This window comes from Ruminococcus sp. AM42-11 (assembly GCF_003480145.1).
Classification (GTDB): domain Bacteria; phylum Bacillota; class Clostridia; order Lachnospirales; family Lachnospiraceae; genus Blautia_A; species Blautia_A faecis.
In genome coordinates, this window is record NZ_QUIO01000016.1 from 51,568 (window position 1) to 74,565 (window position 22,998).

At 39.2% G+C, this 22,998-nt stretch carries 22 protein-coding genes and 1 other annotated feature; of the genes, 13 read left to right on the top strand and 9 right to left on the bottom strand.

Annotation, left to right across the window (positions count from 1 at the left end; translation table 11 throughout):
• Positions 1-55: 55 nt before the first annotated feature.
• From DW904_RS10965 to DW904_RS10980, 4 genes are all read right to left on the bottom strand, one after another.
• A complete protein-coding gene (locus DW904_RS10965) occupies positions 56-682 on the bottom strand; it encodes an ABC-2 transporter permease (protein ID WP_015541856.1) in 627 nt (208 codons plus the stop codon).
• Complete coding sequence (locus DW904_RS10970) at positions 679-1,536, bottom strand: ABC transporter ATP-binding protein (RefSeq protein ID WP_016286642.1); 858 nt, start codon at positions 1,534-1,536, stop codon at positions 679-681. The genes DW904_RS10965 and DW904_RS10970 overlap by 4 nt, the downstream gene beginning before the upstream one ends.
• 11 nt (positions 1,537-1,547) lie before the next feature.
• Positions 1,548-1,919 carry a GntR family transcriptional regulator gene (locus DW904_RS10975; RefSeq protein ID WP_015541858.1) on the bottom strand — a complete coding sequence of 124 codons (372 nt, stop codon included), beginning with the start codon at positions 1,917-1,919 and terminating at the stop codon, positions 1,548-1,550.
• Between the two features lie 531 nt (positions 1,920-2,450).
• Positions 2,451-3,002 carry a helix-turn-helix transcriptional regulator gene (locus tag DW904_RS10980; protein ID WP_118580436.1) on the bottom strand — a complete coding sequence of 184 codons (552 nt, stop codon included), beginning with the start codon at positions 3,000-3,002 and terminating at the stop codon, positions 2,451-2,453.
• A gap of 645 nt (positions 3,003-3,647) precedes the next feature.
• On the opposite strand from DW904_RS10980, the gene DW904_RS10985 reads away from it, so the two are divergent.
• The 13 genes from DW904_RS10985 to DW904_RS11040 all read left to right on the top strand — a co-directional run bounded on the left by DW904_RS10985 (position 3,648) and on the right by DW904_RS11040 (position 19,565).
• Positions 3,648-3,893: a DUF6870 family protein gene (locus tag DW904_RS10985; protein WP_008369874.1), complete on the top strand. Its 246-nt coding sequence runs from the start codon at positions 3,648-3,650 to the stop codon at positions 3,891-3,893.
• Positions 3,894-4,022: 129 nt separating this feature from the next.
• Positions 4,023-4,598: a recombinase family protein gene (locus DW904_RS23925; protein ID WP_243110389.1), complete on the top strand. Its 576-nt coding sequence runs from the start codon at positions 4,023-4,025 to the stop codon at positions 4,596-4,598.
• Complete coding sequence (locus DW904_RS10990; protein ID WP_243110390.1) at positions 4,595-5,695, top strand: recombinase family protein; 1,101 nt, start codon at positions 4,595-4,597, stop codon at positions 5,693-5,695. The genes DW904_RS23925 and DW904_RS10990 overlap by 4 nt, the downstream gene beginning before the upstream one ends.
• On the top strand, positions 5,696-7,273 hold the full coding sequence (locus DW904_RS10995; RefSeq protein WP_243110391.1) for a recombinase family protein: 1,578 nt from the start codon (positions 5,696-5,698) through the stop codon (positions 7,271-7,273).
• Positions 7,274-7,342: 69 nt separating this feature from the next.
• Positions 7,343-8,737 carry a recombinase family protein gene (locus DW904_RS11000; protein ID WP_243110392.1) on the top strand — a complete coding sequence of 465 codons (1,395 nt, stop codon included), beginning with the start codon at positions 7,343-7,345 and terminating at the stop codon, positions 8,735-8,737.
• Positions 8,734-8,895, top strand: a complete 162-nt coding sequence (locus tag DW904_RS23930; RefSeq protein WP_243110393.1) for a hypothetical protein — start codon at positions 8,734-8,736, stop codon at positions 8,893-8,895. The genes DW904_RS11000 and DW904_RS23930 overlap by 4 nt, the downstream gene beginning before the upstream one ends.
• 119 nt (positions 8,896-9,014) lie before the next feature.
• On the top strand, positions 9,015-9,743 hold the full coding sequence (locus DW904_RS11005) for a hypothetical protein (RefSeq protein ID WP_118520129.1): 729 nt from the start codon (positions 9,015-9,017) through the stop codon (positions 9,741-9,743).
• 12 nt (positions 9,744-9,755) lie between these two features.
• Positions 9,756-10,598, top strand: coding sequence for a serine/threonine-protein kinase (locus DW904_RS11010; RefSeq protein WP_005333818.1), 843 nt, complete (start codon positions 9,756-9,758; stop codon positions 10,596-10,598).
• Between the two features lie 13 nt (positions 10,599-10,611).
• Positions 10,612-11,808, top strand: a complete 1,197-nt coding sequence (locus DW904_RS11015) for a hypothetical protein (RefSeq protein ID WP_005333823.1) — start codon at positions 10,612-10,614, stop codon at positions 11,806-11,808.
• Positions 11,809-12,232: 424 nt separating this feature from the next.
• Entirely contained in the window at positions 12,233-15,247 is a 3,015-nt protein-coding gene (locus DW904_RS11025; protein WP_118580439.1) for a glycoside hydrolase family 3 C-terminal domain-containing protein, read from the top strand.
• A 178-nt stretch (positions 15,248-15,425) separates the two neighbouring features.
• A complete protein-coding gene (locus DW904_RS11030; protein ID WP_118580442.1) occupies positions 15,426-16,136 on the top strand; it encodes a LytTR family DNA-binding domain-containing protein in 711 nt (236 codons plus the stop codon).
• The gene (locus tag DW904_RS11035) at positions 16,133-17,455 is read left to right on the top strand and encodes a sensor histidine kinase (RefSeq protein WP_118580445.1); all 1,323 of its coding nucleotides are present in this window, start codon (positions 16,133-16,135) and stop codon (positions 17,453-17,455) included. Before DW904_RS11030 ends, DW904_RS11035 begins: the two co-directional genes overlap by 4 nt.
• A gap of 78 nt (positions 17,456-17,533) precedes the next feature.
• Positions 17,534-17,787: a binding site (T-box leader), on the top strand.
• A 74-nt stretch (positions 17,788-17,861) separates the two neighbouring features.
• The gene (locus tag DW904_RS11040; protein ID WP_118580448.1) at positions 17,862-19,565 is read left to right on the top strand and encodes a carbon starvation protein A; all 1,704 of its coding nucleotides are present in this window, start codon (positions 17,862-17,864) and stop codon (positions 19,563-19,565) included.
• Between the two features lie 75 nt (positions 19,566-19,640).
• Here the strand turns inward: DW904_RS11040 and DW904_RS25510 are convergent, their stop codons facing one another.
• From DW904_RS25510 to DW904_RS11055, 5 genes are all read right to left on the bottom strand, one after another.
• Positions 19,641-20,132, bottom strand: a complete 492-nt coding sequence (locus DW904_RS25510; protein WP_347562119.1) for an MATE family efflux transporter — start codon at positions 20,130-20,132, stop codon at positions 19,641-19,643.
• Between the two features lie 8 nt (positions 20,133-20,140).
• Positions 20,141-20,983, bottom strand: a complete 843-nt coding sequence (locus DW904_RS25515) for an MATE family efflux transporter (RefSeq protein ID WP_347562120.1) — start codon at positions 20,981-20,983, stop codon at positions 20,141-20,143.
• On the bottom strand, positions 20,973-21,275 hold the full coding sequence (locus DW904_RS11050) for a MarR family transcriptional regulator (protein WP_347562121.1): 303 nt from the start codon (positions 21,273-21,275) through the stop codon (positions 20,973-20,975). Before DW904_RS11050 ends, DW904_RS25515 begins: the two co-directional genes overlap by 11 nt.
• Positions 21,272-21,424, bottom strand: a complete 153-nt coding sequence (locus DW904_RS25520; protein ID WP_347562122.1) for a hypothetical protein — start codon at positions 21,422-21,424, stop codon at positions 21,272-21,274. The genes DW904_RS11050 and DW904_RS25520 overlap by 4 nt, the downstream gene beginning before the upstream one ends.
• Positions 21,425-21,697: 273 nt before the next feature.
• Positions 21,698-22,831 carry an ROK family transcriptional regulator gene (locus DW904_RS11055; RefSeq protein ID WP_118580451.1) on the bottom strand — a complete coding sequence of 378 codons (1,134 nt, stop codon included), beginning with the start codon at positions 22,829-22,831 and terminating at the stop codon, positions 21,698-21,700.
• Positions 22,832-22,998 lie beyond the last annotated feature (167 nt).

A 22,998-nucleotide genomic window follows, 5' to 3' on the forward strand; every position in this document is an offset into this window, starting at 1 on the left:
CGTAGACAGGGAAATGCACCCACTCGACACTTACTTTTATTTGAGCCTCTACTTTTTATTTTTTCCTTGAATATCCTATAACACTAACAAAATACGATGCAACTACTATACCCAAAACAAAAATAGCAATCAACATAGAATTTTTAACCAAATTTTGAGTAACGTATTTCATATCTTTTGATATTTTACTTACGAAAAAGATAACGAGAAGTGTGCAAATCATTCTCACATACTGAACACTCATATAGCCAAACCACTGTGCTATTGCTAAACATATAGAACACCATAAAACAGGTAATGCTATTGCAATGGCGATAGAAAAACCAAACTGGCTAAGCGTAAAATTATGATAAACCACATAACGAATGATATAAATGATAACTGTACCCATTATACTAATCGGAACAAGAAGCAAGCTAGTCAAATACTTACTGAAAATGATTTGGTACTTACTCAGCGGCAAGGTTAATTCATATTGTTTCCATGAAGTCAATCCATCATAGGTCATGGTCATCATTAAGTGCATACCGATAAAAAGTGAAAAAAAAGCCGATGACATAATTGAGTAAACTTCATTCTCTCCGAAGAATGAAATTGCTATTACAAAAAAATACATTACAAAAATGACTTTTTTATTCATTTTCTTCATAAGCAATAAATCCTTAAAAACCAATCCTTTCATTTGACACCTCCTTTGATATAGAACAGCATAATGTCCTCAATAGAAGCATTATCAATAATTAGATTTTGGTATCTTTTTTTTGCAGCTACTTTGTCATGTATTAAGCATTCCACGCTAAGATTTGTTTCTCGACAACATACATAGTCATCTGGTGAAACAGTATTAAATTCTGATTTTTTACAGCGTATAATTCCATAATTATAAATGAGGTCATCTTTCTTTTCCTCAAAAATAATTTTTCCATTATGAATCAGAATTACATAGTCAGCAACCTTTTGTATGTCAGAGGTTATATGTGTAGAGAACAAAATAGAGTGTTCTTCATCTTGAATAAATTCTAAAAAAATGTCCAAAATTTCATCTCGTACAACAGGATCTAACCCTGTTGTTGCTTCGTCTAAAATCAAAATCTGGGGTCTATGCGATAGTGCACAAATAATTGACAATTTCATCTTCATACCTTTTGAAAGTTGCCCTATTGATTTATTTAATGGAACATCAAGGCGTTTCATATATTCTTCAAACAAATTCATATCCCATGTTTTATAAGATCCCGAAAGGATTTGGGCAATATCTTTTGCATTTAAGACGGAATGGAATTTACATTCGTCAAAAACAACACCAATGTTTTCTTTATGCAAATAAGAATGATTTTGTTTACCCAATATTCTTATTTCACCCGCATCCAACTTCAACTGGTCTAAAATTAAATTGATAGTTGTACTTTTTCCAGCACCATTTTCTCCTATGAAACCCACAATACGTCCTGTAGGAACTGTAAATGAAATATGATCTAACATAAAATCATCAAATTTTTTAGTCACATTTTTTACAACAATACTGTTCTGTTCCATAATTCCACCTCTCATTCTTCAAAAAATAGTTTTAGAATATTAGCCATTTGCTCATAGCTGATACCATGGGTACGACCGATTATAGCAACCTTTTCTAAAAGTTCTTCCGCTATTCGTAGTTGTTCTTCTTGAATAAATTCTTTATTTGGTGATGCAACAAAACTACCTTTTCCCGATACGGTTTCGATAAACCCATCTCGAGTTAAATCTTCGTAAGCTCGTTGAACAGTAATAACACTTATATGCAGGTCTTTTGCCAGTGCACGCATGGAAGGCAGGGCTTCTCCGGCAAATAGGGTACCATTCATGATTAAACTCTTGATCTGCATAGCAATTTGTTCATAAATAGGTTTATCACTACTATTACTTATGATAATTTCCATTCTAATTTCCTCTCACCACCTTCCGATATATGCGTACTTATACGATATGTACAGTGTATATGATAGTGTCAGAAATGTCAATAAAGTAATCCTACAATTCATTAAAATATACCATATAAAGTTTTCAAAAAATCAGCGTAATCCAACCTGTCAACCGGCATAACAAGGTTATTTCTTTGTGCAAATCAGCACGATAATGATAGGATGAGCGATGATAAATTAAGAACTTCTGGCTCCATGGAACGAAATTGTCAAAGCTGAAATCGAACGTCGTGCAAACGAATCAAATCAATCATATGTGAATTGTCAAGGGGCTCTGGCTGCTGAAAAGTAGTCGGGGATTTTTTCTATCATACCTAAAAATTAAGCGCTTATCATATATTCAGATTGGCAGTGAAGTAGTTGCTAAAGAATATCCAAATAGACGGGAATATGCTGTGAAGAATACATATAGTAGAAGAGCATTAGATTAAAAAAAGAATAGCTCCCCATTATTGGAATATTTTCCAGTTTTGGAGAGCATTGTATTTGCTATATTCGCCATTTTTTCTTAGGTTCATATTTCCCACACCCGTCACAGGTCTGTGGCCAGTTGATTTTCCATTCAAAATATTCATCTCTGGTAATCTCACCAGATCTCAGTTCTTCTTTTCTGAGAACCCATTCTTTCATAAATTCATTCAGAACCCCATAATTAAACCACATGCCGACAGGTGGATGAGCTGGCCAGCTATCAGAATCATGATAACGGACAGCAGTATCCTCATTAGAATTGCATTTTTCACCCGGATAAGTTTCTAATTGAAAGAGATTGATAGCTGCCGGGTTAAATTCATCAATCCAGAACAGAATTTCCATAAGTTCCGAAGCATCCATAGTAGTAGGTTCGTGCAGTGCCAGCGGATTCACGTCCAGAATCTTAGCCATTTCACTTACCAGATCTTTGCGGGGAACCCGGTAATTCGTTTCGTATTGGGCAAGGCGGTTTGCACCTTTATCGCCCCAGCCGAGGGCAGCACCAAGTTCTGCCTGTGTCATATTCCGGAATGTCCGGATTTTTTTTATTTTATCACCGATTGTCATATCAGATTTCCAACTTTCTTTTTGATAAAGCCATTTTACTACCAAAAACAAGGAATGTAAACAGAAAGATTCGCATTGAAGCGAACAAAATACTTGACATTCGCATAAAAGCGAATTAAAATGACAGTACAATAAAGGTTCGCATGAAAGCGAATGTACAGATAAGGATAAATATTTTTTTGTAAATTATTGCAAAATGAGGTTGGTAAAATCCTTCTGTCAGGCTTTATTAGTGAGAGGATTTTTTTGAAGAGAACAACATTTTGGTGTTTCCAGGCTGTAATAAGTGAAAGGATATTCAAAAAAATCTCTTTTGTACCTTGAAAATTACATGAGCTGTATAATCTGATTCCACAGATGCCATAACCCTGTAAATGATTTTACGGGCGAGCGTCGAAGATACTCCGGAAACGCTGGTAAGTTTGCGAAGAAGCTGCCAGCATTCAGAAATATTCTGATAGAGGTTGGACGTAACGCTGACAACAGATTATACGAATGGAAGCCAATACGCTGAACAGAATACAAAATGCTATAGATATCTGGATAACTGGAGAAAAGAGGAAGAAAGTTAAGGTGATGCGGTTGAGAAAATTGTAGGTATAGGACGACTTATAAAAAGAATATGTTGGAAAAGAGGTGAGCATCATGGTGAATCAGTCAGTAATAGATTCCAGTGTTGATCTGGAGCAGTTAAAGGACATTGAAGATTTAATTCCTGATATGGATAAAGCTATTTCTGAGAAAGTGGAAACTTTTCTGGATAAATCCGGCGATCAACCGTATGCTCACATGAATGAAGGGTATGTGGTGGTCGTGGAAATGACCGGAGAAATGGATGCCACAGATGCCATTAGTGATTATCTTAGAAAAAGAACGGAGTTGATGTATTAGATGCAAGTCTTGAAAAAATATCTTGCGAAGCTACAGATGTTATGTTAATGTGAGGTCAGGGAAAATGAACGTGATACATGGTTTCTGACTTCAAATTCAATGGAATAAGTAAGTTGGGAGCGATGTAAAATGGAACAGATGCAAATGAATATGCCAGATATATACGATGCTGCATTGTATCTTCGATTATCGAAAGATGATATGGAAGAGGGCGGTGCGAAGTCAGAGAGCAACAGCATTGCAAATCAGAGAGAGTTACTTCGGAGCTTTGTAAAAAGCCAGCCGGATATTCAGATCTTTGATATATATGTGGATGACGGATACTCAGGAGGAAATTTTGACCGACCTGAGTTTAAACGAATGACAACTGATATAGAAGCTGGAAAAGTAAACTGTGTGATTGTAAAAGACTTATCCAGATTCGGAAGAGAATATATAGAAGCCGGGCGATGGATCGAAAAGACCTACCCGGCTTTAAATGTGCGTTTCATTTCAGTTACAGACCAGTTTGACAGTAAAACAGCAGATTTTTCAGAGAAGTCATTTGTAGTTCCAATCAAAAATTTTGTAAATGAAAGCTATTGCCGGGACATTTCCGGTAAAGTGCGAAGCCATCAGAAAATCAAACGTGAGAAAGGTGAATTTATTGGAGCATTTGCACCGTATGGTACTGCAAAGATTCGGAGAATAAGAACTGTCTGGTGATTGATTCTTATGCAGCGGATATTGTAAGAAAAATATTTTCATGGAAAATTGATGGGTTCAGTCTTGGAGCAATCGCAGAAAAACTGAATGTACGTCATGTGCAGTCGCCAAAAGAATATAAAAAGGCAAATGGTGAAAATTACAATTCCGGATTCCATAGTTCAGATACACCAAAATGGTCGGCAGTGCAGATCAAAAGGATTCTGACCAACGAGGTTTACATTGGAAACATGGTACAGGGCAAGCAGGAACGAATCAGCTATAAAGTAAAGCAACGCCTAGATAAGCCAGAATCAGAGTGGGTGAAAGTAGAAAATACGCATCCGGCAATTATCAGGCAGAATGATTTTGATGTGGTTCAGAAGCTGCTTCAATATGATGGCAGGGCATCGAAAACATCAGACAGTGCAAACTTTTTTTCGGGATTTGTGTTTTGCGGAGATTGCAAGACACCGATGATACGCAGGGTAAATCAGTATAGGGGGAAGAAAAAATCCTTTTATATCTGCCAGACAAAGAATAAAGGTGGAGATTGCACCAGACATAGTATTCCGGAAGAGGTGCTGAAAAGAATTGTGCTGAAAGAGATTCAGGCATATACGGCACTTTTTATAGACTATCAGATGATTATGGAAGAACTTTGTGAGATGCAAGTCAGCTACGATCAGGTAATTGGTTATGATACACAGATTAGTAAGTTACAGGAAGAATATAACCGATATTACAGTCTGAAAGCATCTTTGGGTGATGACTTGAAAGAGGGACTGATCAGCAAAGAGGAGTTTGATGATTTTCGGGAAAGTTACGGAAGAAAATGTGAAGAACTGGAGCAGATGATTGAAAATCAGAAAAAGCTGGTAAAGCAAATGTTTGAGGGTGGAGTGTCTGCAACTGTTCAGTTGGAGGACTGGAAGAAATCACTGGAAATCAAAGAACTGGATCGCACATTGTTGGCACTGACCGTAGATAAAATCTATATTTATGAAAATAAGCAAATTAAAATTCACATCCGTTATCAGGATATGATTGAGAAAATGAAAGTTATAAGACGGTTTTATGCAGAACACCGGACAGAGTGCAGGAAAGAGGTGGGATAAATGGCAAGGACAGCAAAAAGATATAAGAAAAACACAGAGAAGAAAGTTCTTGGGATCCCGGTATGTATGGCTGCAATTTATGCCAGATTATCCGTAGACAGTGATGAAAAAAAGTCAGAATCTATTGAAACACAGGTTACGCTGATAAAAGAATTCATTCAGAAGCACAATGAAAATCCAGACAGAGAGTATGAGATTGCTGTATATGACATATATTCTGATTTGGGAAAAACCGGAACAAATTTTGACAGACCGGGATTTGAGCGGATGATGAATGATGTCAGGGCAGGTAAAATAAACTGTATTCTGGTAAAGGATTTCTCACGATTTGGAAGAAATTACATTGAAACTGGTAACTATCTGGAAAAGATTTTTCCTTTTATGAAAGTGCGGTTTATTTCTGTATGTGACAACTACGATTCATTTGCACCGGGTGCTAAGAATCAGGAGTTATCCATGAATATCAAGAATCTGGTGAATGATGCTTACGCAAAAGACATTTCTGCAAAAGAACGGGCTGCGAAACGTATTGCACAGAAAAATGGTGAATATGTGGGATCTACAGCTCCATACGGATATCGTGTGGAAAAGGTAAATGGGATTTATAAGTTGATGGTGGAACCGGAATCTGCAAAGATTGTTCGTAGGATTTTTGAAGAATATGCTTCTGGAGATAGTATACAGAGTATTATTGACAGGCTGTTTGAAGATGGGGTACATCGGATTTCGGACTATAACCAATATCATCATGTGTACTGTCAGGACGGAGAGAATCTTCATCAGTGGGGAAATTCTTCGATACGTGCGGTTTTAAATCGAAATAATTATTATGGTGATCTGGTTCAGAGAAAATACGAATCAAGATTTCAAAGAGGGGAAAAATGGTGTGACATACTGGATGAAAGTCAGTGGATTATTACGCCAAATGCCCATGAAGCGATTATCAGTCGAGAATTGTTTGACAAAGCACAGGTCAGGTTAAAAGCAGCACAACAGAAAGCAGCAAAAACTACAGCAGGATGGGAAGAGGATGAAAGAGCATTTTACAATGTATTCTATTGTGGAGATTGTAAGCGAAAAATGTGCACACGCAGATACGGAAATGATGTGCTTTACTTTTGCAATGCTGCCCAGTATCGGGATGAAAGGAAATGCAGTCATAAATCTATTTCCGAAGGAAAACTGCAGAAAATTGTCCGTTCGGAGCTGACCAGACAGTTTCAGTTATCCGACTTACGGAAAAAGGATATGTCTGCTATAAGCAGTGCAGTCTTTCTTGCCAAAATCAAAGAAATTCAAGCAGAGATCAGGAAACTGGATGCAGATATGGAAAAACGTTCAGAAAAACTGGCACAGGCATTCATGCAATATAAAGAGGGTGAACTTTCCAAAGAAGCCTATATAGAAATGAAAGATGACCGTAATAACTGGAAAGTATCTGCGAAGAGAGAAAGAGAACTCTGGAGCATACCATACAAAAGCTGGAAAAACAGCAGAAAGAAGAAGCCAGATTTTTACGAAGTCTGCTGGAACTGGATGGGACAACCAGAATCAATGCGGAACTTGCGGAGAGCTTGATTGAAAGTATGTATCTATATGGTGATGGCAGACTGGAAATCAACTTCGGGTTTAAGGGGGCGGTAGAATATGAGTGATCAGAAACTGATTATTGGATATTATCGTCTTTCCATGGAAGATGATTCAGAGGGAGAAAGTAACAGCATTATCAATCAGAGAAAACTGGTAAAAGATTATATTTCCAATATCCCGGAACTGGCTTCTATGCCATTTCAGGAGTTCTACGACGACGGGTATTCTGGTTCCAGTATGGATCGTCCGGCAATTAAGCAGGTTTTGGAATTTGCCAGAGAGAACAAAGTACAGTGTATTGTGGTAAAAGATTTTTCACGTTTTGCCAGAAACTATATTGAGATGGGAACTTATCTGGAACAGATTTTTCCATTCCTGGGAGTACGATTCATTTCTATCTCAGACCGATATGATTCTAAAGATTATAAGGGAAAGAGTTCGGATATTGAAGTACAGTTTAAAGGACTGATAGCAGATTTTTATGTGAAAGACCAGTCCGTAAAGGTAAAAGCGGCAGTCAGTACCAGACGAGAGCAAGGCGAATATTGCTGTGGCTCTGCACCTTATGGGTATCGAATCAATCCTGAAAATAAGAAAGAACTGGTGATTGTAGAGGACGAAGCAGAAGTAATCCGTAGAGTATTTGAATTAACCAATCAGCGGTATTCCAAGATGGAGATTTGTCGGTTATTTAATGAAGAGGGGGTACTGACTCCCTTGCAGTCCATGAGCAGACGACAGAAATCAGACAGCAAGAAAGCTGCTTCAAGAGGATTGCAGTGGACAAGTGATATGATACGGAAGATTGTGGATGATAAGACTTATATAGGCTGTATGGTCTATGGAAAGACAAAGATTCCAGATCCCGGAACAGGGAAAGAAGTACCAGTGCCGAGAAATCAGTGGAAAGTGATGGAAAATCACCATGAGCCGATCGTATCAAAAGAAGTTTTTGAAAAAGCACAGTCCCTGCAGATCAGATACACCAAGAAAAGCAAATTCGACAGGGAAACAACACTGTTAGGTGGCTATGTGAAGTGTGGAAATTGTCGCAGAAGCTTGACTTCAAGCAGTCCGGTTCATGGTCATATCCTTTATAGCTGTGCTTACAGTAAAGGAAAAGAAGATACAGGATGTTTTGCCGGGAAAGCGGATAACAAAATGCTGGAGTATATCGTGCTGGCAGAAATAAAGGCTTACTTACGTCAGAATATCAGCCAAGAACAGATGCAGCAATCTATGAGAAAACAGCATGAGGACAGTATAGAAGCCTATAAGATGGAAAGTGCAGACTGCGAAAAACGTCAGGAGCAGATAAAGATTCAGAACCGACAGAACTATGAGAAGTATCACGAGGGACAGATGAACCAGAAACAGTTCATGGAGCAAAGATGCAGCTGGAAGAAGAAAAAGAACGACTGCAGAAGCGTGTGCAGGAGTTGGCTGAGTTGATAAACGCTGAGAAAGACATCCTGATGAAAAAGAATGTTCCGGTGGAGCAAATGTTGAAGTATTTAGGCTATGAGAAGCTAACACGAGAAATGCTGGAAGAATATGTGTCCGGAATATATGTGTATGATGATGGGAGAGTGGAGGTAGAGTGGGGATGAAAAAATACTAGTTATGTTTATTTTAAGAAGCCTTGAGTGATTGATTTTTAAAGGCGGGATTGTTATAATTGTTTCTATAAAAAGTGCAAAAGAGAGATTGAAAAGGGTGAAATGTAACAATGGATAGGATATTGATGTTTGATCATAATATTAAAGATATAGGATTGTATACACGACCATCAACTCAAGGGGATGAGTTGGATTTGGTTGAAGATTTTATTGAATATTATATTCATAATTTTTTAAAAAGCAATAAAACAAACAATTTAGCTATATTTGTAGAACCTAAAGTTGCATCCGGATTTCCTGACATTGTATTTGCATCATATTCACCTAAAATATTGGAGAATTGGTCTGAACAAAGAGAAAATCTGGAAACGAATGATTTAAAAGTGTTATCTCAGTTATTGATGACTAAAGGAAGTACAGGAAGTGAATTGATAACAAGACTTAAGATGCCAGAAAAAGATACAATTCAGGCCATAGAAAAATTACTAGATGCACATATGATTATACGTGATCACGGCTTATGGAAACCAGTAGACATCAAAAAGATATATAATATAAAAAAATTGATTTCAGTGGAAGCTAAAATGACGGATATAAAGAAAGTTGCTGAACAGTCTCTTATTAATACATGGTTTGCATCACAATCATATGCATTAACAAGTACTTCAAATCCGCAAAGTAGTACGATTAAAAAGTTTGAAAGACAAGGCACAGGTTTGTATTGTAAGAAGAGAAGTTTTAGAAAAATAGTAGAAGCAAAGAAATTAGCATCACCGTCAAGTTATCAGTCTTTACAGTTTAATGAATGGATTGGAAGGACTGTTGCCCATTTAAGTTAGGAGAAATGAGAGATGAAAAAATTTCAAGAAATGTGTCAAGAAGAATTTGAAAAAATTGAATTGATGGCACGTGGTGGACAGAAGATTGTATTTGATGGAGTTCACAACTCATATGGAGAAACTGTTATTAAATTATATTTTCAGCTTAACGATCCCAGGTCTCTTAGGGAAATACAAATAGAAAGAGATTTAAACTTATCCATGGTACCTAAAATATATGAAACTGGAACCATAGAGTATGAGGGAACAGAGACATTATATATTATTGAGCAAAAAGTAAAAGGAACAGAATTACGGAAGGTGCTTGAAAGTGGCAAGAGATTTTCTTTAGAGGAAGCAGTGACATTTTTGGAACAGGGGTTAGAGTTTATTGCTTGTATAGAGAATAAAGGTATTGTGCATAGAGATATTAAACCGGAAAATATTATACGAGCAGATGATGGTAGAATATTTTTTCTGGATTTTGGAATTGCAAGGATATTGGGAGCAGATTCATTGACAAGAACAGGTGCAATGATGGGTCCGCATACACCTGGATATGCTGCGCCTGAGCAATTTAATAATTTAAAAAAGGAAATTGATTCTCGAGCAGATATTTTTTCACTAGGAGTTGTTACCTATGAATGTATTACAGGAAAAAATCCATTTAGAGAAGGCTCTATAAATGCACTTGAAGTCTTACAAAAGACAGAAACTATTACACCTGTACAGTATTCAATCAAAGGGGATACTCAAAGTCAGTTTATGGCATTATTAGGGGCAATGATGGGAAAATATCCTTCTAGAAGACCTAGGACTGCTAAGCAAGCAATAGATTGGTTAAAAGTAGCTAAAAAGACATTTGTTTATGAATAGAAGGGGTTAAAGAATGGAACTTTTTATACAAATGGGACATAATATGCAAGCGTTAGCTCTCGAGCATTTAGAAGAGTTTGATGGTGGAACTATTATCATTAGCCCTATGAACATTTTGCCCAATAAGGTAAAAGGTTATGCAACTAGGGTGCATAAGAAAAAAGGGAAAGTACTTGTTGATCCACAATTGTATTATCCTAGACAATATCAAAAAAAATTGTCTCAGTATGCATATTGGCCGAAGAGTGATATTACATCATTGGAAATGGGACAATTTGATACGGTAGTAGAAGAACTATCAAAATTAAATAACGAAGTTGAGGCAGAAGCGTTTTTGTTGCCTTCCATTACTGCTAAGAAAATAGACGATTTATGGAATAAAATACAGAAAATAATAATAGAAAGTGCAAAAAAATATGCACCTGATATGAAGTATATACACACAATTTCATTGAGTAGTGATGTACTTAATGATGAAAGCCAGATTGAACGGGTGATAGAGTATGTTGAAGAATGGGATGTAGAAGGTGTATATATTGTATGCGAACATCCGGAACGATATTATTTGGTGGATCGACCATTGTGGGTGTCTAATATTATGTCATTAGTAGCAGGAATTAAGAGACAGCGGAAGATGACGATTGTGGGTTATGCAAGTCATCAATTATTATGTATGGCATTAGCAAAATGTGATGCAATTGCATCAGGAAATTTTTTGAATTTAAGATGGTTTCAGCCAGAACATTTTGAAACAATAGATGATAAACAGCCTAGCCGTCGAGCGGTATGGTATTATTGTCCACAAGCATTATCAGAGTATAAAATTCCTTTTTTAGACATTGCAAAACGTATGGACCTATTAGATAGAATTGAACCTCCAGTAACGATGAAAAATAAATATAGTGAAATGTTGTTCAATGGAAGTTTACCATCATCAACAGGTTTTGGCGAAAAAGAAGCATTTAGGCATTATCTTTATTGTCTTCATAAACAATGTCAAAATAGTGTTCTGGAAACCTATGCTGAAACAAAAAATTTACATGTTTTAATGTTGGAAACAGCTGAACAATTATTATCGGGGTTAGGAAAAAAAGGAATTAAAGGGCAAGATCGAGATTTTACTGAAATTTTGGATGTAAATAGAGCAGCTATTTCAGCTTTCGATATGGCTTATCATTTTCCGCTTTCACAAGAATGGAATGATTTATAAAAAATCGTTATGCGGAGAATGATATTTGTAGCAATGACATAACATCCTCCCCACCTACTTTGTGACAATTATATAACGTCCTCTATACAGAAATATGCGGTTTTAAGCCATTTTTGTGGCAAAAAAGCCGCATATTTTTTGTAGCAATGACTTGACATCCTCGGGACGGCTCTGTTTGGAAAGTAGCCTGCCAGAATAGGATAATTAATGTACAAGATGTAGCAATTTAAAGTGTCCCAATCTGAACATTTTAAAAAGCAGGTCGGATTATTGACTTTTACACCAAGTGTTTCCGAATGGATTAATAAAACGAATGCCATAAAACTACCGTTTATGTAAAAAAAGAACCGTTTATGTAAAATACAACAGAATCTGCTGAAATCTGATAGAATACTCCTGAAAATAACAAAGGGAGGAAATGATTATGACAGGATTTTTAGTAAATTTACTGAGCCCGGTTTTCAGCAGTCTCGGTGTAAGTCAGGCTGACCTTACATCCTATATTGAGAAGCTGATCGGCTACGTTATCGCAATCCTTGCTTTACTTGTTGTGATGATCGTAGTAATGGTTGTGGCTCATAAAGCCAAAAAGGGATTCCGTCATGTGATCCGCTGGCAGGCTGCCATTGCATTTATTGCAATTGTTGCAGTGCTTGTAAATGTAATCTGCTACGGACCGATGTACAACAACGTATCAAGTGTTTTAAACGCAAAGAAAGTAGTACTTGCACAAGAGACTACAGACCAGAGCCGTGCAACCATTCAGAAGGTTGCTGAAGAAGGAATGGTGTTACTGAAAAACGATGGTATTTTACCTCTTTCCTCAGATACAAAGAAACTGAATGTATTCGGCTGGGATTCTACAAACCCGCTGTTTGGCGGAACAGGATCAGGATCTTCTGATTCCTCCACAGCAATCGGTATCCTGCAGTCCTTAAAGGATGCCGGATATGAGACAAACGAGTCTCTTACCAAGATGTATACTGACTACAGAGCTGACCGTCCTACAATTGCCATGGCGCAGCAGGACTGGACACTGCCTGAGCCGACTAAGGAGTATTACACAGACAGCCTGATGGACGAAGCAAAAGAGTATTCTGACACAGCTGTAGTTGTAATTGGACGTTCCGGCGGAGAGGGTGCAGACCTTCCAACCGACATGAAATCTGTAATTGATGGAAGCTATGCAAAGAAAGCAGAAGAAGTATCTGTTTCCCCAGACAATTACGGATATGTAAAAGGAAGTTACACAAACAATGGAGACTATGATGACTTCGACGAGGGAGAAAGCTATCTTGAGCTTTCCAATACAGAGGAAGATATGCTGGATACAGTATGCTCCCAGTTTGACAATGTTATTGTAGTTGTAAACGCAAATAATGCAATGGAACTGGACTGGGTAGACAAATATGAGCAGATCGGTGCGGTTATCTTTGCTCCTGGAGCAGGTGCAACTGGCTTCGAAGCACTGGGCGAGATCATCAATGGTTCTGTAAACCCATCTGGAAAAACAGTAGATACCTTTGTAAAGAATCTGACAGAGACTCCATACTACAATAATATGGGCCTGAATGCTTATACAAACGTAGAAGATCTGAAAGAGCAGATTGCAGCAAATGATCCGGCTTACGAAGGAAGCATGGGATTTGTAAACTATGCAGAGGGAATCTATGTAGGATATAAATTCTATGAAACAGCAGCTGAAGAGGGTCTTATCAAGTATGAGGATATGGTACAGTATCCATTTGGATATGGACTCAGCTACACAACCTTTGACAAACAGATTGAGAATTTCAAGGATAACGGAGATACTGTCACCTTTGATGTAACGGTAGAGAACACAGGCTCTGTTGCTGGAAAAGATGTTGTGGAAATTTATTACACAGCACCTTACACAAACGGTGGAATCGAGAAAGCCGCAGCAAACTTGATCGCTTTCGAGAAAACAGATTCTATTGAGCCAGGAGAATCCCAGACAAAATCCTTTACCATCAACAAAGAAGATATGGCTTCCTATGATTCTGAAGGTATTAAGATCTCCGGAGGCGGTTATATCTTAGAGGCTGGCGAATACACAATTTCTCTTCGTTCAGACTCTCATACAGTTCTTAGTGAAGAGAAGTTCACCGTTGATGAAGATATTGATTACAGCAAAGATGGTCGTTCTTCCGACAAAACTGTTGCAACAAACCAGTTTGAGGATTATGCGAGAGGCGACTTTGAGCAGCTTTCTCGTGAGGACGGTTTTGCAAATTATGACAAAGCATGCGGTGTGCCGGAAGAGGATGCTTATGTAATGAGCGACGAGACAAGGGCAGCCGTAGAAGAGAATGTATTTGGCATTTACGATGGAACCAAATATAACAATGATTCTGATGAAATGCCGGCAATGGGAGCAGACAACGGACTTCAGCTTGCTGACCTTACCGGAAAAGATTATGACGATGCAGACTGGGATAAGCTGTTAGACCAGCTCAGCTTCGAAGATATGGCTACTCTGATCAATGTTGGGGGATGGCAGACCGCAGAAATCAAATCAGTAGGTAAAATTGCCACATCTGACTGTGACGGACCTGCAGGATTAAACAACTTCATCACAAAGGCATTTGGAACTGCTTATCCATCTGAAGTTCTTATGGCTCAGACCTGGAACAAAGAACTTGCAAATGAAATCGGCGTTTCTATGGGACAGGAATATGTAGATGCTGATAACTACGGATGGTACGGCCCGGCTATGAACATCCACCGTACAGCATTTGCAGGACGTAACTTCGAATATTATTCAGAAGACAGTCTGTTGTCCGGATACATGGCAGCAAATGAAATGAATGGAGCAGCCACCAAGGGTGTTTATCCATACATGAAGCATTTTGCATTAAATGATCAGGAAACAAACAGATGCTCTTTCCTTCTCACATTTGCTTCCGAGCAGACAATCCGTGAAGGATATCTGAAAGCATTCGAGCTTGCAACAAAGGGCTTTGAAGGAAAAGCAATGGCAGTTATGTCCTCCTTCAACTGGATCGGTACAGTACCAAGCTGTGCAAACAACGGACTTTTGAACAACGTACTCCGTGGAGAATGGGGATTCGTCGGAATGGTAGAAACCGATTATGACGGTTCCTATGGTTACATGATCACCGATCATTGTATCAGAAACGGAAATGATCTGATGCTTGGATTTAACAGTGCAGAGTCCAACAAACTGACAGACGAGAGCGCAACAGCAGTTCTTGCAATGCGTCAGGCTTGCAAAAATATCCTTTATACAGTAGCAAACAGCGGATATTATGCAGATGGAAATCCGGCAACCGGAATGACCAATATGACAAAACTGTTTGTAATGATTGATGTGATTCTTGCAGTTGTTCTTATTGTAGTTGATACAATTGTAATTGTACGCTGGAGAAAAAAGAAAAAACAGGCTGCAAACGAATAATTAAACAGTAATCTGGAGACATAAGTCCCCCTTTTAAATCTGGAAAAAGCAGAGCGAGGAATCTGTAAAAGTTCCAGAGCAAAAAGGGGGATTTTTTTATGCGATTTTTGTCTTGCAGAGTGAGGGAAAATTATTTATTATGAAAGGAGGCGTAATAACAGGAAAAAGGAGGACTGGCATGATCAGCATTGCAATTGTGGAAGATGAAGAAATGTATGCAAAGCAGCTTCAGCAGTTTCTGCATCAATATGAAAAAGAGAACAAAGAGATGTTTGACATTACAGTCTATTCAGACGGCGATCAGATTGTAAATAAATATAAATCCCAGTACGATATTATTCTGATGGATGTGGAAATGAAATTCATGGACGGAATGTCTGCAGCTGAAGAAATCCGCAAAATTGACACAGAGGTTGTGATCATTTTCATTACCAATATGGCACAATATGCGATCAGAGGATATGCAGTGGATGCGCTGGATTATGTACTGAAGCCGGTGTCCTATTTCGCATTTTCCCAGCGGCTTAACCGTGCCATCAGCCGGATGAAAAAGCGGGAAACGAAGATCATCATGGTGAATATGAAAGGCGGCATGGTCAGGATTAATGTTGCAAATATTTATTATATTGAAAGTCAGGGACATACTCTGATACTCCATACCATACTGGGAAACTATGAAACAACAGGGAAAATGAAGGAGATGGAGGAAAAGCTTGCGGAGATGAATTTCTGCCGTGGAAATAAGGGATATCTGATCAACCTCCAGCATGTGGAAAGGATCCAGGATGGATGTGCTTTGGTGAAGGGAGAAAATCTGACATTGAGCCGTGCACGAAGAAAGGTATTCATGGAAGCCCTGACCAGATATTGGGGAGAGGTGATAAAATGACAGAATATTATCTGCCCGATATTCCAAGACTTTATACGGCACTTGCAGAGTGGATGGCTTGTCTGATTTTTATTTTGCCTTTCAAAAAAAGATTTTCACCGGCTGTAACAGGCTGTCTTGTGGCAGGTGCATTTGGAATACAGAGCGTATTTCTGATTTCTACCGGTGGGGTAAGACTGATTTTTTGGATCCCCTGTATGATATTTGCGGTTTTTCTGATGGTTGCTTTTGTTTTTTGCTGCTGTGAGATCAGGCTGACAGATGCGGCATATTTTGGAATGATTGCTTTTGTAGCAGCTGAATTTATGGCTTCTGCCGGGTGGCAGATCCTGTGTTATACAGGGAAAGAAGCATGGATGTCCTGGTGGCAGCAGGGAATGGCAATTCTTCTGATCTATGGTGTGCTTGTAGTGATATTATACAAAATTCTCCATGTTCATCTGCCAAAGGATGGACAGATGGAAATCACCAGAAGGGAATATTTTTCCGGACTCCTGATCAGTATTGCTGTATTTGCTGTCAGCAATATGAGTTATGTGAATGTGAACACGCCATTTACAGGCAGATATTCTTTTGAAATGGGGAATATCCGTACTATGGTAGATGTTGCAGGAATTGCAATTTTATATGCACATTTGATACAGTGCTGTGAGCTTCGGGTAAGAAAAGAGCTGGAGGCAGTGCAGAATGTGCTTCAGAATCAGTATGCCCAATACAAGCAGTCAAGGGAAAGCATTGAGCTGATCAATTATAAGTATCATGATCTGAAGCATCAGATCGCTGTGTTAAGAAGTGAAACTGATCCTGGGAAAAGAGAAGAATTTCTGGATAAAATGGAAGCAGATATAAAGAAATATGAAAGTCAGAACAAAACAGGAAATAAAGTGCTAGATACTGTGCTGACTACCAAGAGTCTTTATTGCGCAAAGAATAACATAACCTTTACCTGCGTTGCAGATGGAGCCTTGCTGGATTTTATGGACGTTATGGATATCTGCAGTATTTTTGGAAATGCACTGGATAATGCCATTGAATGCGAATTGAAGATTCCGGATAAAGAAAAAAGGCTGATACACGTCAGTGTTTCAAAACAGAAAAACTTTCTGCTTCTCCGGTTTGAAAATTATTATGATACCGAACTGAATTATCAGGGCGGAGCGTTTATTACAACGAAGCGGGACAAAGAATTTCATGGTTATGGGCTGAAAAGTATCCGCTATACGGTAAATAAATATGATGGCGCTGTTTCCATTGACACAAAGGAGAATTGGTTTGATCTGAAGATACTGATACCGGTCAGTGAAAATGTACAAAAATAGATTGATAAAATCGTATAATATATACAAAAAATGTATTGTAATTTTCTAAAAAAGTAGTAAAACTTTAGTTAGATAAAGAGAAATGCATTGAACAGGACAAATTACAAAAGATAACCGGAACACAGAGAGCCGCAGACTGGTGAGAGGCGGCAGAAGGTATTTTGTGGTATCACCTGGGAGCATCCCGCTGAAAAAATAATAACTAATTTCAGTAAGCCGGGACGTAGTCTTCACGTTACAGAAGAAGCTGTTTATACAGACAGCAGTGAGTGGTCGTGTTTAGTAATAGATACGATAATGCAAAGTGGTACCACGGAAATTCCGCCTTTGTTATCCATTGGATAGCAAGGGCGTTTTTTATATATATTAACCACTTGACTACAAATGAAAGACGAGGAGAAAGATTATGAGTGGAATTATGATGATGGTAATCGCTATCGTAGTTCTGGGCGGCGCCTATCTTCTGTATGGCCGTTACCTCCAGAACAAATGGGGAATTGACCCGAAAGCAAAAACTCCGGCTTACGAAATGGAGGATGGAGTTGATTATGTACCGGCTGATACCAATGTAGTATTTGGACATCAGTTCGCATCTATTGCCGGTGCCGGCCCGATCAATGGACCAATCCAGGCTGCCATTTTTGGATGGCTTCCGGTACTTCTTTGGATCCTGATCGGTGGTGTGTTCTTTGGAGCAGTTCAGGACTTTGCATCTATGTATGCCTCTGTAAAGAACAAAGGACGTACAATTGGATACATTATTGAAGCGTACATTGGAAAACTTGGAAAAAAATTATTCCTTTTATTCTGCTGGCTGTTCTGTATTCTGGTTGTTGCGGCATTCGCAGATGTTGTAGCCGGAACCTTTAACGGATTTGCCACAAATGATGCAGGAGAAGTGACAAAGGTAGTGGCAAACGGAGCTGTTGCAACTACTTCCATGTTATTCATTTTTGAAGCAGTTGGACTTGGATTTTTCCTGAAATATACAAAGTTCAATAAATGGGTTAATACTGCTTTTGCAATTGTGCTGTTGGTTGCAGCAATTGTGCTGGGACTTCAGTTCCCAATGTATGTAAGCCTTGGAACCTGGCACATTATTATCTTTGTATATATTCTGATTGCCAGTGTAGCTCCTGTATGGGCATTGCTTCAGCCACGTGATTATCTGAACAGTTATCTGCTGATTTTCATGATCGTTGGCGCTGTTATCGGTGTATTTGCAGCGAACCCGGCATGTAATCTTCAGGCATTTACAAGCTTTAATGTAGATGGACAATACATGTTCCCAATCTTATTTGTAACAATCGCCTGTGGTGCAGTTTCCGGCTTCCATTCCCTGGTATCTTCCGGTACTGCTTCCAAGCAGATCAAAAATGAAAAGAACATGTTGCCGGTTTCCTTTGGTGCAATGCTTATGGAAAGTATGCTTGCAATCATCGCATTGATCGCAGTTGCATCATTTGGAAAAGGAGAGGCAGCTGCACAGGGACTTACCACCCAGCCACAGATTTTCGCAGGTGCGATTGCAAACTTCCTTTCTGTGATCGGTTTGCCTCACTCCCTTGTGTTCACTCTGATCAACCTTGCAGTATCCGCATTTGCGCTTACATCACTTGACTCTGTAGCCAGAGTAGGACGTCTGTCTTTCCAGGAATTTTTCCTTGATTCTGACACAGATGAGAAAAATATGAGTCCATTCCAGAAAGTAGTAACAAACAAATACTTTGCAACCATCATTACACTTGTACTTGCTTACCTGCTTACAAAGGTTGGATATGCGGAAATCTGGCCACTGTTTGGTTCTGCAAACCAGCTGTTATCTGTACTGGCACTGGTAGCCTGCGCCGTATTTTTAAAGAAAACCAAGCGTCAGGGCTGGATGCTCTGGGTACCAATGGTATTTATGATGGCAGTTACCTTTACCGCACTTGGAATGACAATTGTAAAGCTTTCCAAAGCATTTGTAACAACAGGTCTGGATCTTGGAAATTCTTTACAGCTGATATTTGCAGTATTACTGTTAATACTGGGTGTGCTGGTTGCAATCCAGGGTATTAAGAAGCTTTTGGAAAAACCGGAAACTGAAAAGAAAGCAGAACGGGCATAATAAGAATAACCCCGTCATAAAATAAGTCCCCAACGCAGTACATTTTACAGACTGCGTAGGGGACTGTTTTTTTACTTATTGCCTGTTATTGATTTTTTTGTTGAAGTACAGAAAGAAAATTACATTAAGCAAAATGCCTACCAGTGTGGAGGCAGGTGCTGCCAGACCGATTTTTGTCAGGCTGGCAGCAGGCTGAATGCTCATATAATATGACATTGGAAGACGCACCAGAAGTGTCTGGAACAATCCCTGAAACATAACCCATAAGGTCTGGTTATTTCCGTTAAAATAACCAACCATACTAAACATAATTGCTGTTAAAATTGTTTCAGGAGCGAAGCCCTTCAGATAATCAAAGCCTTTCTGGATAACTGCGGCATCGGTCGAGAACAGGCTGGCGAGTACATCACCCTTCAATAAAACCAGAACAAAAACCAGACATCCGAATAGCAGTCCGACTCCGATTCCGGTGAACATAGACCGCCTTGCACGCTTTGGCTTTCCAGCGCCTACGTTCTGGGAAACGAAGGAGGCCATGGACTGCATCAGTGCGCTTGGAATCAGCATGGCAAAGTTTACAATTTTGCAGGCAACCCCATATCCGGAGGAGGCTTCCAGCCTAATCTGTTTACAAATGCACAAAGTGCCAGGAAGGACATCTGGGTAAGAAATTCCTGGAGAGCCAGAGGCAGTCCGATTCCCAGAAAACGTTTACATTGGGAATTAAAACATAAGTCGGATTTTTTGATGGAAAAGGGAAGCTCCTTTTTCAGCAGGATGACGATCGCACATACTACACTGACCGCCTGTGCGAAAACGGTTGCGAGAGCTGCACCGGTGGCATCCAGATGAAGTCCTGCAACCAGAAATAAATCTCCGAAAATATTTACGATACAGGCTACCAGAACAAATAAAAGCGGCGATTTACTATCACCAAGCCCGCGGAAAATAGCAGAAAGCAGGTTATAGGCAACAATGAAGAAAATACCGCTTCCACAGATTCTTACATAGCTTGTGGTAAGTGAAACAGCCTCCTCAGGAGCCTGCATAAGTACGGAAATAGGGTGGGCGAAAGCAATCATTACAATAAAAAGTATGGCAGAAATGACAGCAAAAACAACTGCAGCACCGCCAATAACAGAGCCAATCTGTTCAGGCTTTTTTTCGCCAAGATAGCGGGCTATGAGGACTGTGATTCCCATAGCAAACTGTGTTACCACAAAGGTAACAAGGTTCAGCACCTGACTGCCGGTAGAAACAGCAGACAGTCCGGATGTAGAGCCGAAGCGTCCAACTACCAGAAGGTCTACTGCACCATATGCTGCCTGCAGTATAAGGGCACCAAGAATCGGCAGCATAAAAAGGGCAAGCTTTTTCAGAATGCTTCCCTGTGTAAAATCATTTTTTTCATTTGTCAAGGTCAATTCTCCTTTCACACATAATCTTATAAAAGTTCTCCATGGTCCGGATGGTACATAGAATGTCCTCCTCTGGAATACTGTCTACATAACCGGACAGAATAGTAAAGTACCGTTTATTGTACTTATCTGAAATGGCTTTTCCAGATTCCGTGACTGTCAGATAGGTAACCCGGCCGTCCTCGGCGGATGCAAACTTTTTCACATAGCCTTTGGCTTCCATGTCCTTCACTGTACGAGTTACACCGGGACGAGGAAGGGAAAGAGCATCACTTACATCGGATATCTTCACTCGAATACCCTGTTTTTCCAGTTTTTCAATGATATCCAGATATTGAATAAAAGAAGATGCAACTCCATCTGGCAGAGGCGGCAGCATATCTCGGATTCGCTTGCCTGATAACAGGCATCCATCATACGTTTGATAAGTTCAATGTCCATAGTTATTTCTCCTTACAAAAAAATAATTACCACTGTTAATTAACAACGGTAATTATAATAAGAGCGAAAACTTTTGTCAAGAAAAATGTGTAATTACATATTTTGCATTGATTTTTTAGGTTACTGTTTATTGGTAACATTCTGCGAGGTGTTTTTTGTAAGCAAAGCTCACAGAAAAAACGAGAACCTCGGCGCGAAATCATGCGAATGCATGATTTCTGTGCATCCCGAAGCGTGTTGCTGGTCACAGAGTGAACAGTAGCTTTTTTAGTGTCAAACTGACTGGATAAATTCCTTCACATAAAAAAGTGCAGCCCCGATCGCAGGTGTATACTGCCCATGTGTGCCCACGAGAATCTGTTCTTCTTTCAGCTCAAATGGAGTCATGGAATTGATCTGCCGCAGCAGATAATCCGTGTCATCTTCCGTAAAATAAGGTGCCAGATATCCACTGATAATGATGGGTGCATCAATAACCAGATTCAGGTTTTTTATTGCAAAAGCCAGATGTTTCAGATAATCCTCCCAGATTTGTATAAGCTGGGGGGATTTTTTTTCTCTTAAAAGAGGAAAAAATTCCTTTATAGTCATGCCGCTGGCCTGTTCCAAGGAGTTGGCAGAGCAATAGGTTTCCAGACAGCCCCGGTTTCCGCAGTAGCAAAGCGGTCCGTCAGGGTTGACGCATATATGCTCGATTGTTCCGCTGTGCATAGAACATCCCTGGTGAATCTGGTGATTGGTGATAATGGCACCGCCAAGATTTCGATTCAATAAAAGGACAACAGCGCTGTCAAGCTCCGGATGATTCCACAATTCCAGAAAAGCAGCTGATTTGGAGTCATGTTCCAGATGGCAGGGATAAGGCAGATGCCTGGAAAAATCCTTTAGACGCATACCGGTGTTGTTCATAATGTTTCCGTAGATAACAGTGGTATTATCCGGGGAAGTAATTCCCTGGGTAGCGATGGAAACCCCCAGAATTTTATTCTCCGGATACTGGTTTTTGTCAATAAAGTCCTTGACTTTGTCAGTGATCTGCTGGTAATACGCAGCTGTGTTTGAGTAGGTAAGCGGAATTGTATCCGTATAGACCGTGTTTCCGTACAGATCAATGGCGGTGATATGAAACATATTTTTTAATATTCCAACACCAATGGAAATTCTGAAATCCGAAACAATCTGAATGGCATTGGCCTTTCGTCCTCCGGTGGAATCAAAGTAACCATTTTTCTCAATCAGCCCTTCATTTTCCAGAAGATTTAAATTCTGGCTGACAGTAGACAGACCCATCTGCAGATCCTGAACGATCTGTAGCTTTGAGGTCAGTTTGCTCCGGTAAATGTATTGGTAAATTTTGGAACGGTTTATTTTCTTTAAAGCAATGGTGGTTAATCCTTTTTCACTCATGATGGTCTCCTGGTTATGTCTTTAGTACAACATAAGGTTAGTGACTGCTAATAAATATTCAAATAGGTAATGTTACTGTCCATTGGTAACAAAGCTTGTATTGCAGACTATGAAGTGAACAGTAATCATGTAATCTTTACTTTATTAGATAATGTTAAGTCTTACTT

Bases quoted from the DNA above. Each gene is read 5' to 3' on its own strand.
- DW904_RS10995 (WP_243110391.1), top strand. From the start codon at position 5,696: ATGGCAAGGACAGCAAAAAGATATAAGAAAAACACAGAGAAGAAAGTT.
- DW904_RS11000 (WP_243110392.1), top strand. From the start codon at position 7,343: ATGAGTGATCAGAAACTGATTATTGGATATTATCGTCTTTCCATGGAA.
- DW904_RS11040 (WP_118580448.1), top strand. From the start codon at position 17,862: ATGAGTGGAATTATGATGATGGTAATCGCTATCGTAGTTCTGGGCGGC.
- DW904_RS25510 (WP_347562119.1), bottom strand. From the start codon at position 20,132: ATGCTGATTCCAAGCGCACTGATGCAGTCCATGGCCTCCTTCGTTTCC.
- DW904_RS11005 (WP_118520129.1), top strand. From the start codon at position 9,015: ATGGATAGGATATTGATGTTTGATCATAATATTAAAGATATAGGATTG.
- DW904_RS11035 (WP_118580445.1), top strand. From the start codon at position 16,133: ATGACAGAATATTATCTGCCCGATATTCCAAGACTTTATACGGCACTT.
- DW904_RS11015 (WP_005333823.1), top strand. From the start codon at position 10,612: ATGGAACTTTTTATACAAATGGGACATAATATGCAAGCGTTAGCTCTC.
- DW904_RS10970 (WP_016286642.1), bottom strand. From the start codon at position 1,536: ATGGAACAGAACAGTATTGTTGTAAAAAATGTGACTAAAAAATTTGAT.
- DW904_RS23925 (WP_243110389.1), top strand. From the start codon at position 4,023: ATGGAACAGATGCAAATGAATATGCCAGATATATACGATGCTGCATTG.
- DW904_RS10975 (WP_015541858.1), bottom strand. From the start codon at position 1,919: ATGGAAATTATCATAAGTAATAGTAGTGATAAACCTATTTATGAACAA.
- DW904_RS10965 (WP_015541856.1), bottom strand. From the start codon at position 682: ATGAAAGGATTGGTTTTTAAGGATTTATTGCTTATGAAGAAAATGAAT.
- DW904_RS25520 (WP_347562122.1), bottom strand. From the start codon at position 21,424: ATGGACATTGAACTTATCAAACGTATGATGGATGCCTGTTATCAGGCA.
- DW904_RS11055 (WP_118580451.1), bottom strand. From the start codon at position 22,831: ATGAGTGAAAAAGGATTAACCACCATTGCTTTAAAGAAAATAAACCGT.
- DW904_RS11010 (WP_005333818.1), top strand. From the start codon at position 9,756: ATGAAAAAATTTCAAGAAATGTGTCAAGAAGAATTTGAAAAAATTGAA.
- DW904_RS10980 (WP_118580436.1), bottom strand. From the start codon at position 3,002: ATGACAATCGGTGATAAAATAAAAAAAATCCGGACATTCCGGAATATG.
- DW904_RS11025 (WP_118580439.1), top strand. From the start codon at position 12,233: ATGACAGGATTTTTAGTAAATTTACTGAGCCCGGTTTTCAGCAGTCTC.
- DW904_RS10985 (WP_008369874.1), top strand. From the start codon at position 3,648: ATGGTGAATCAGTCAGTAATAGATTCCAGTGTTGATCTGGAGCAGTTA.
- DW904_RS11030 (WP_118580442.1), top strand. From the start codon at position 15,426: ATGATCAGCATTGCAATTGTGGAAGATGAAGAAATGTATGCAAAGCAG.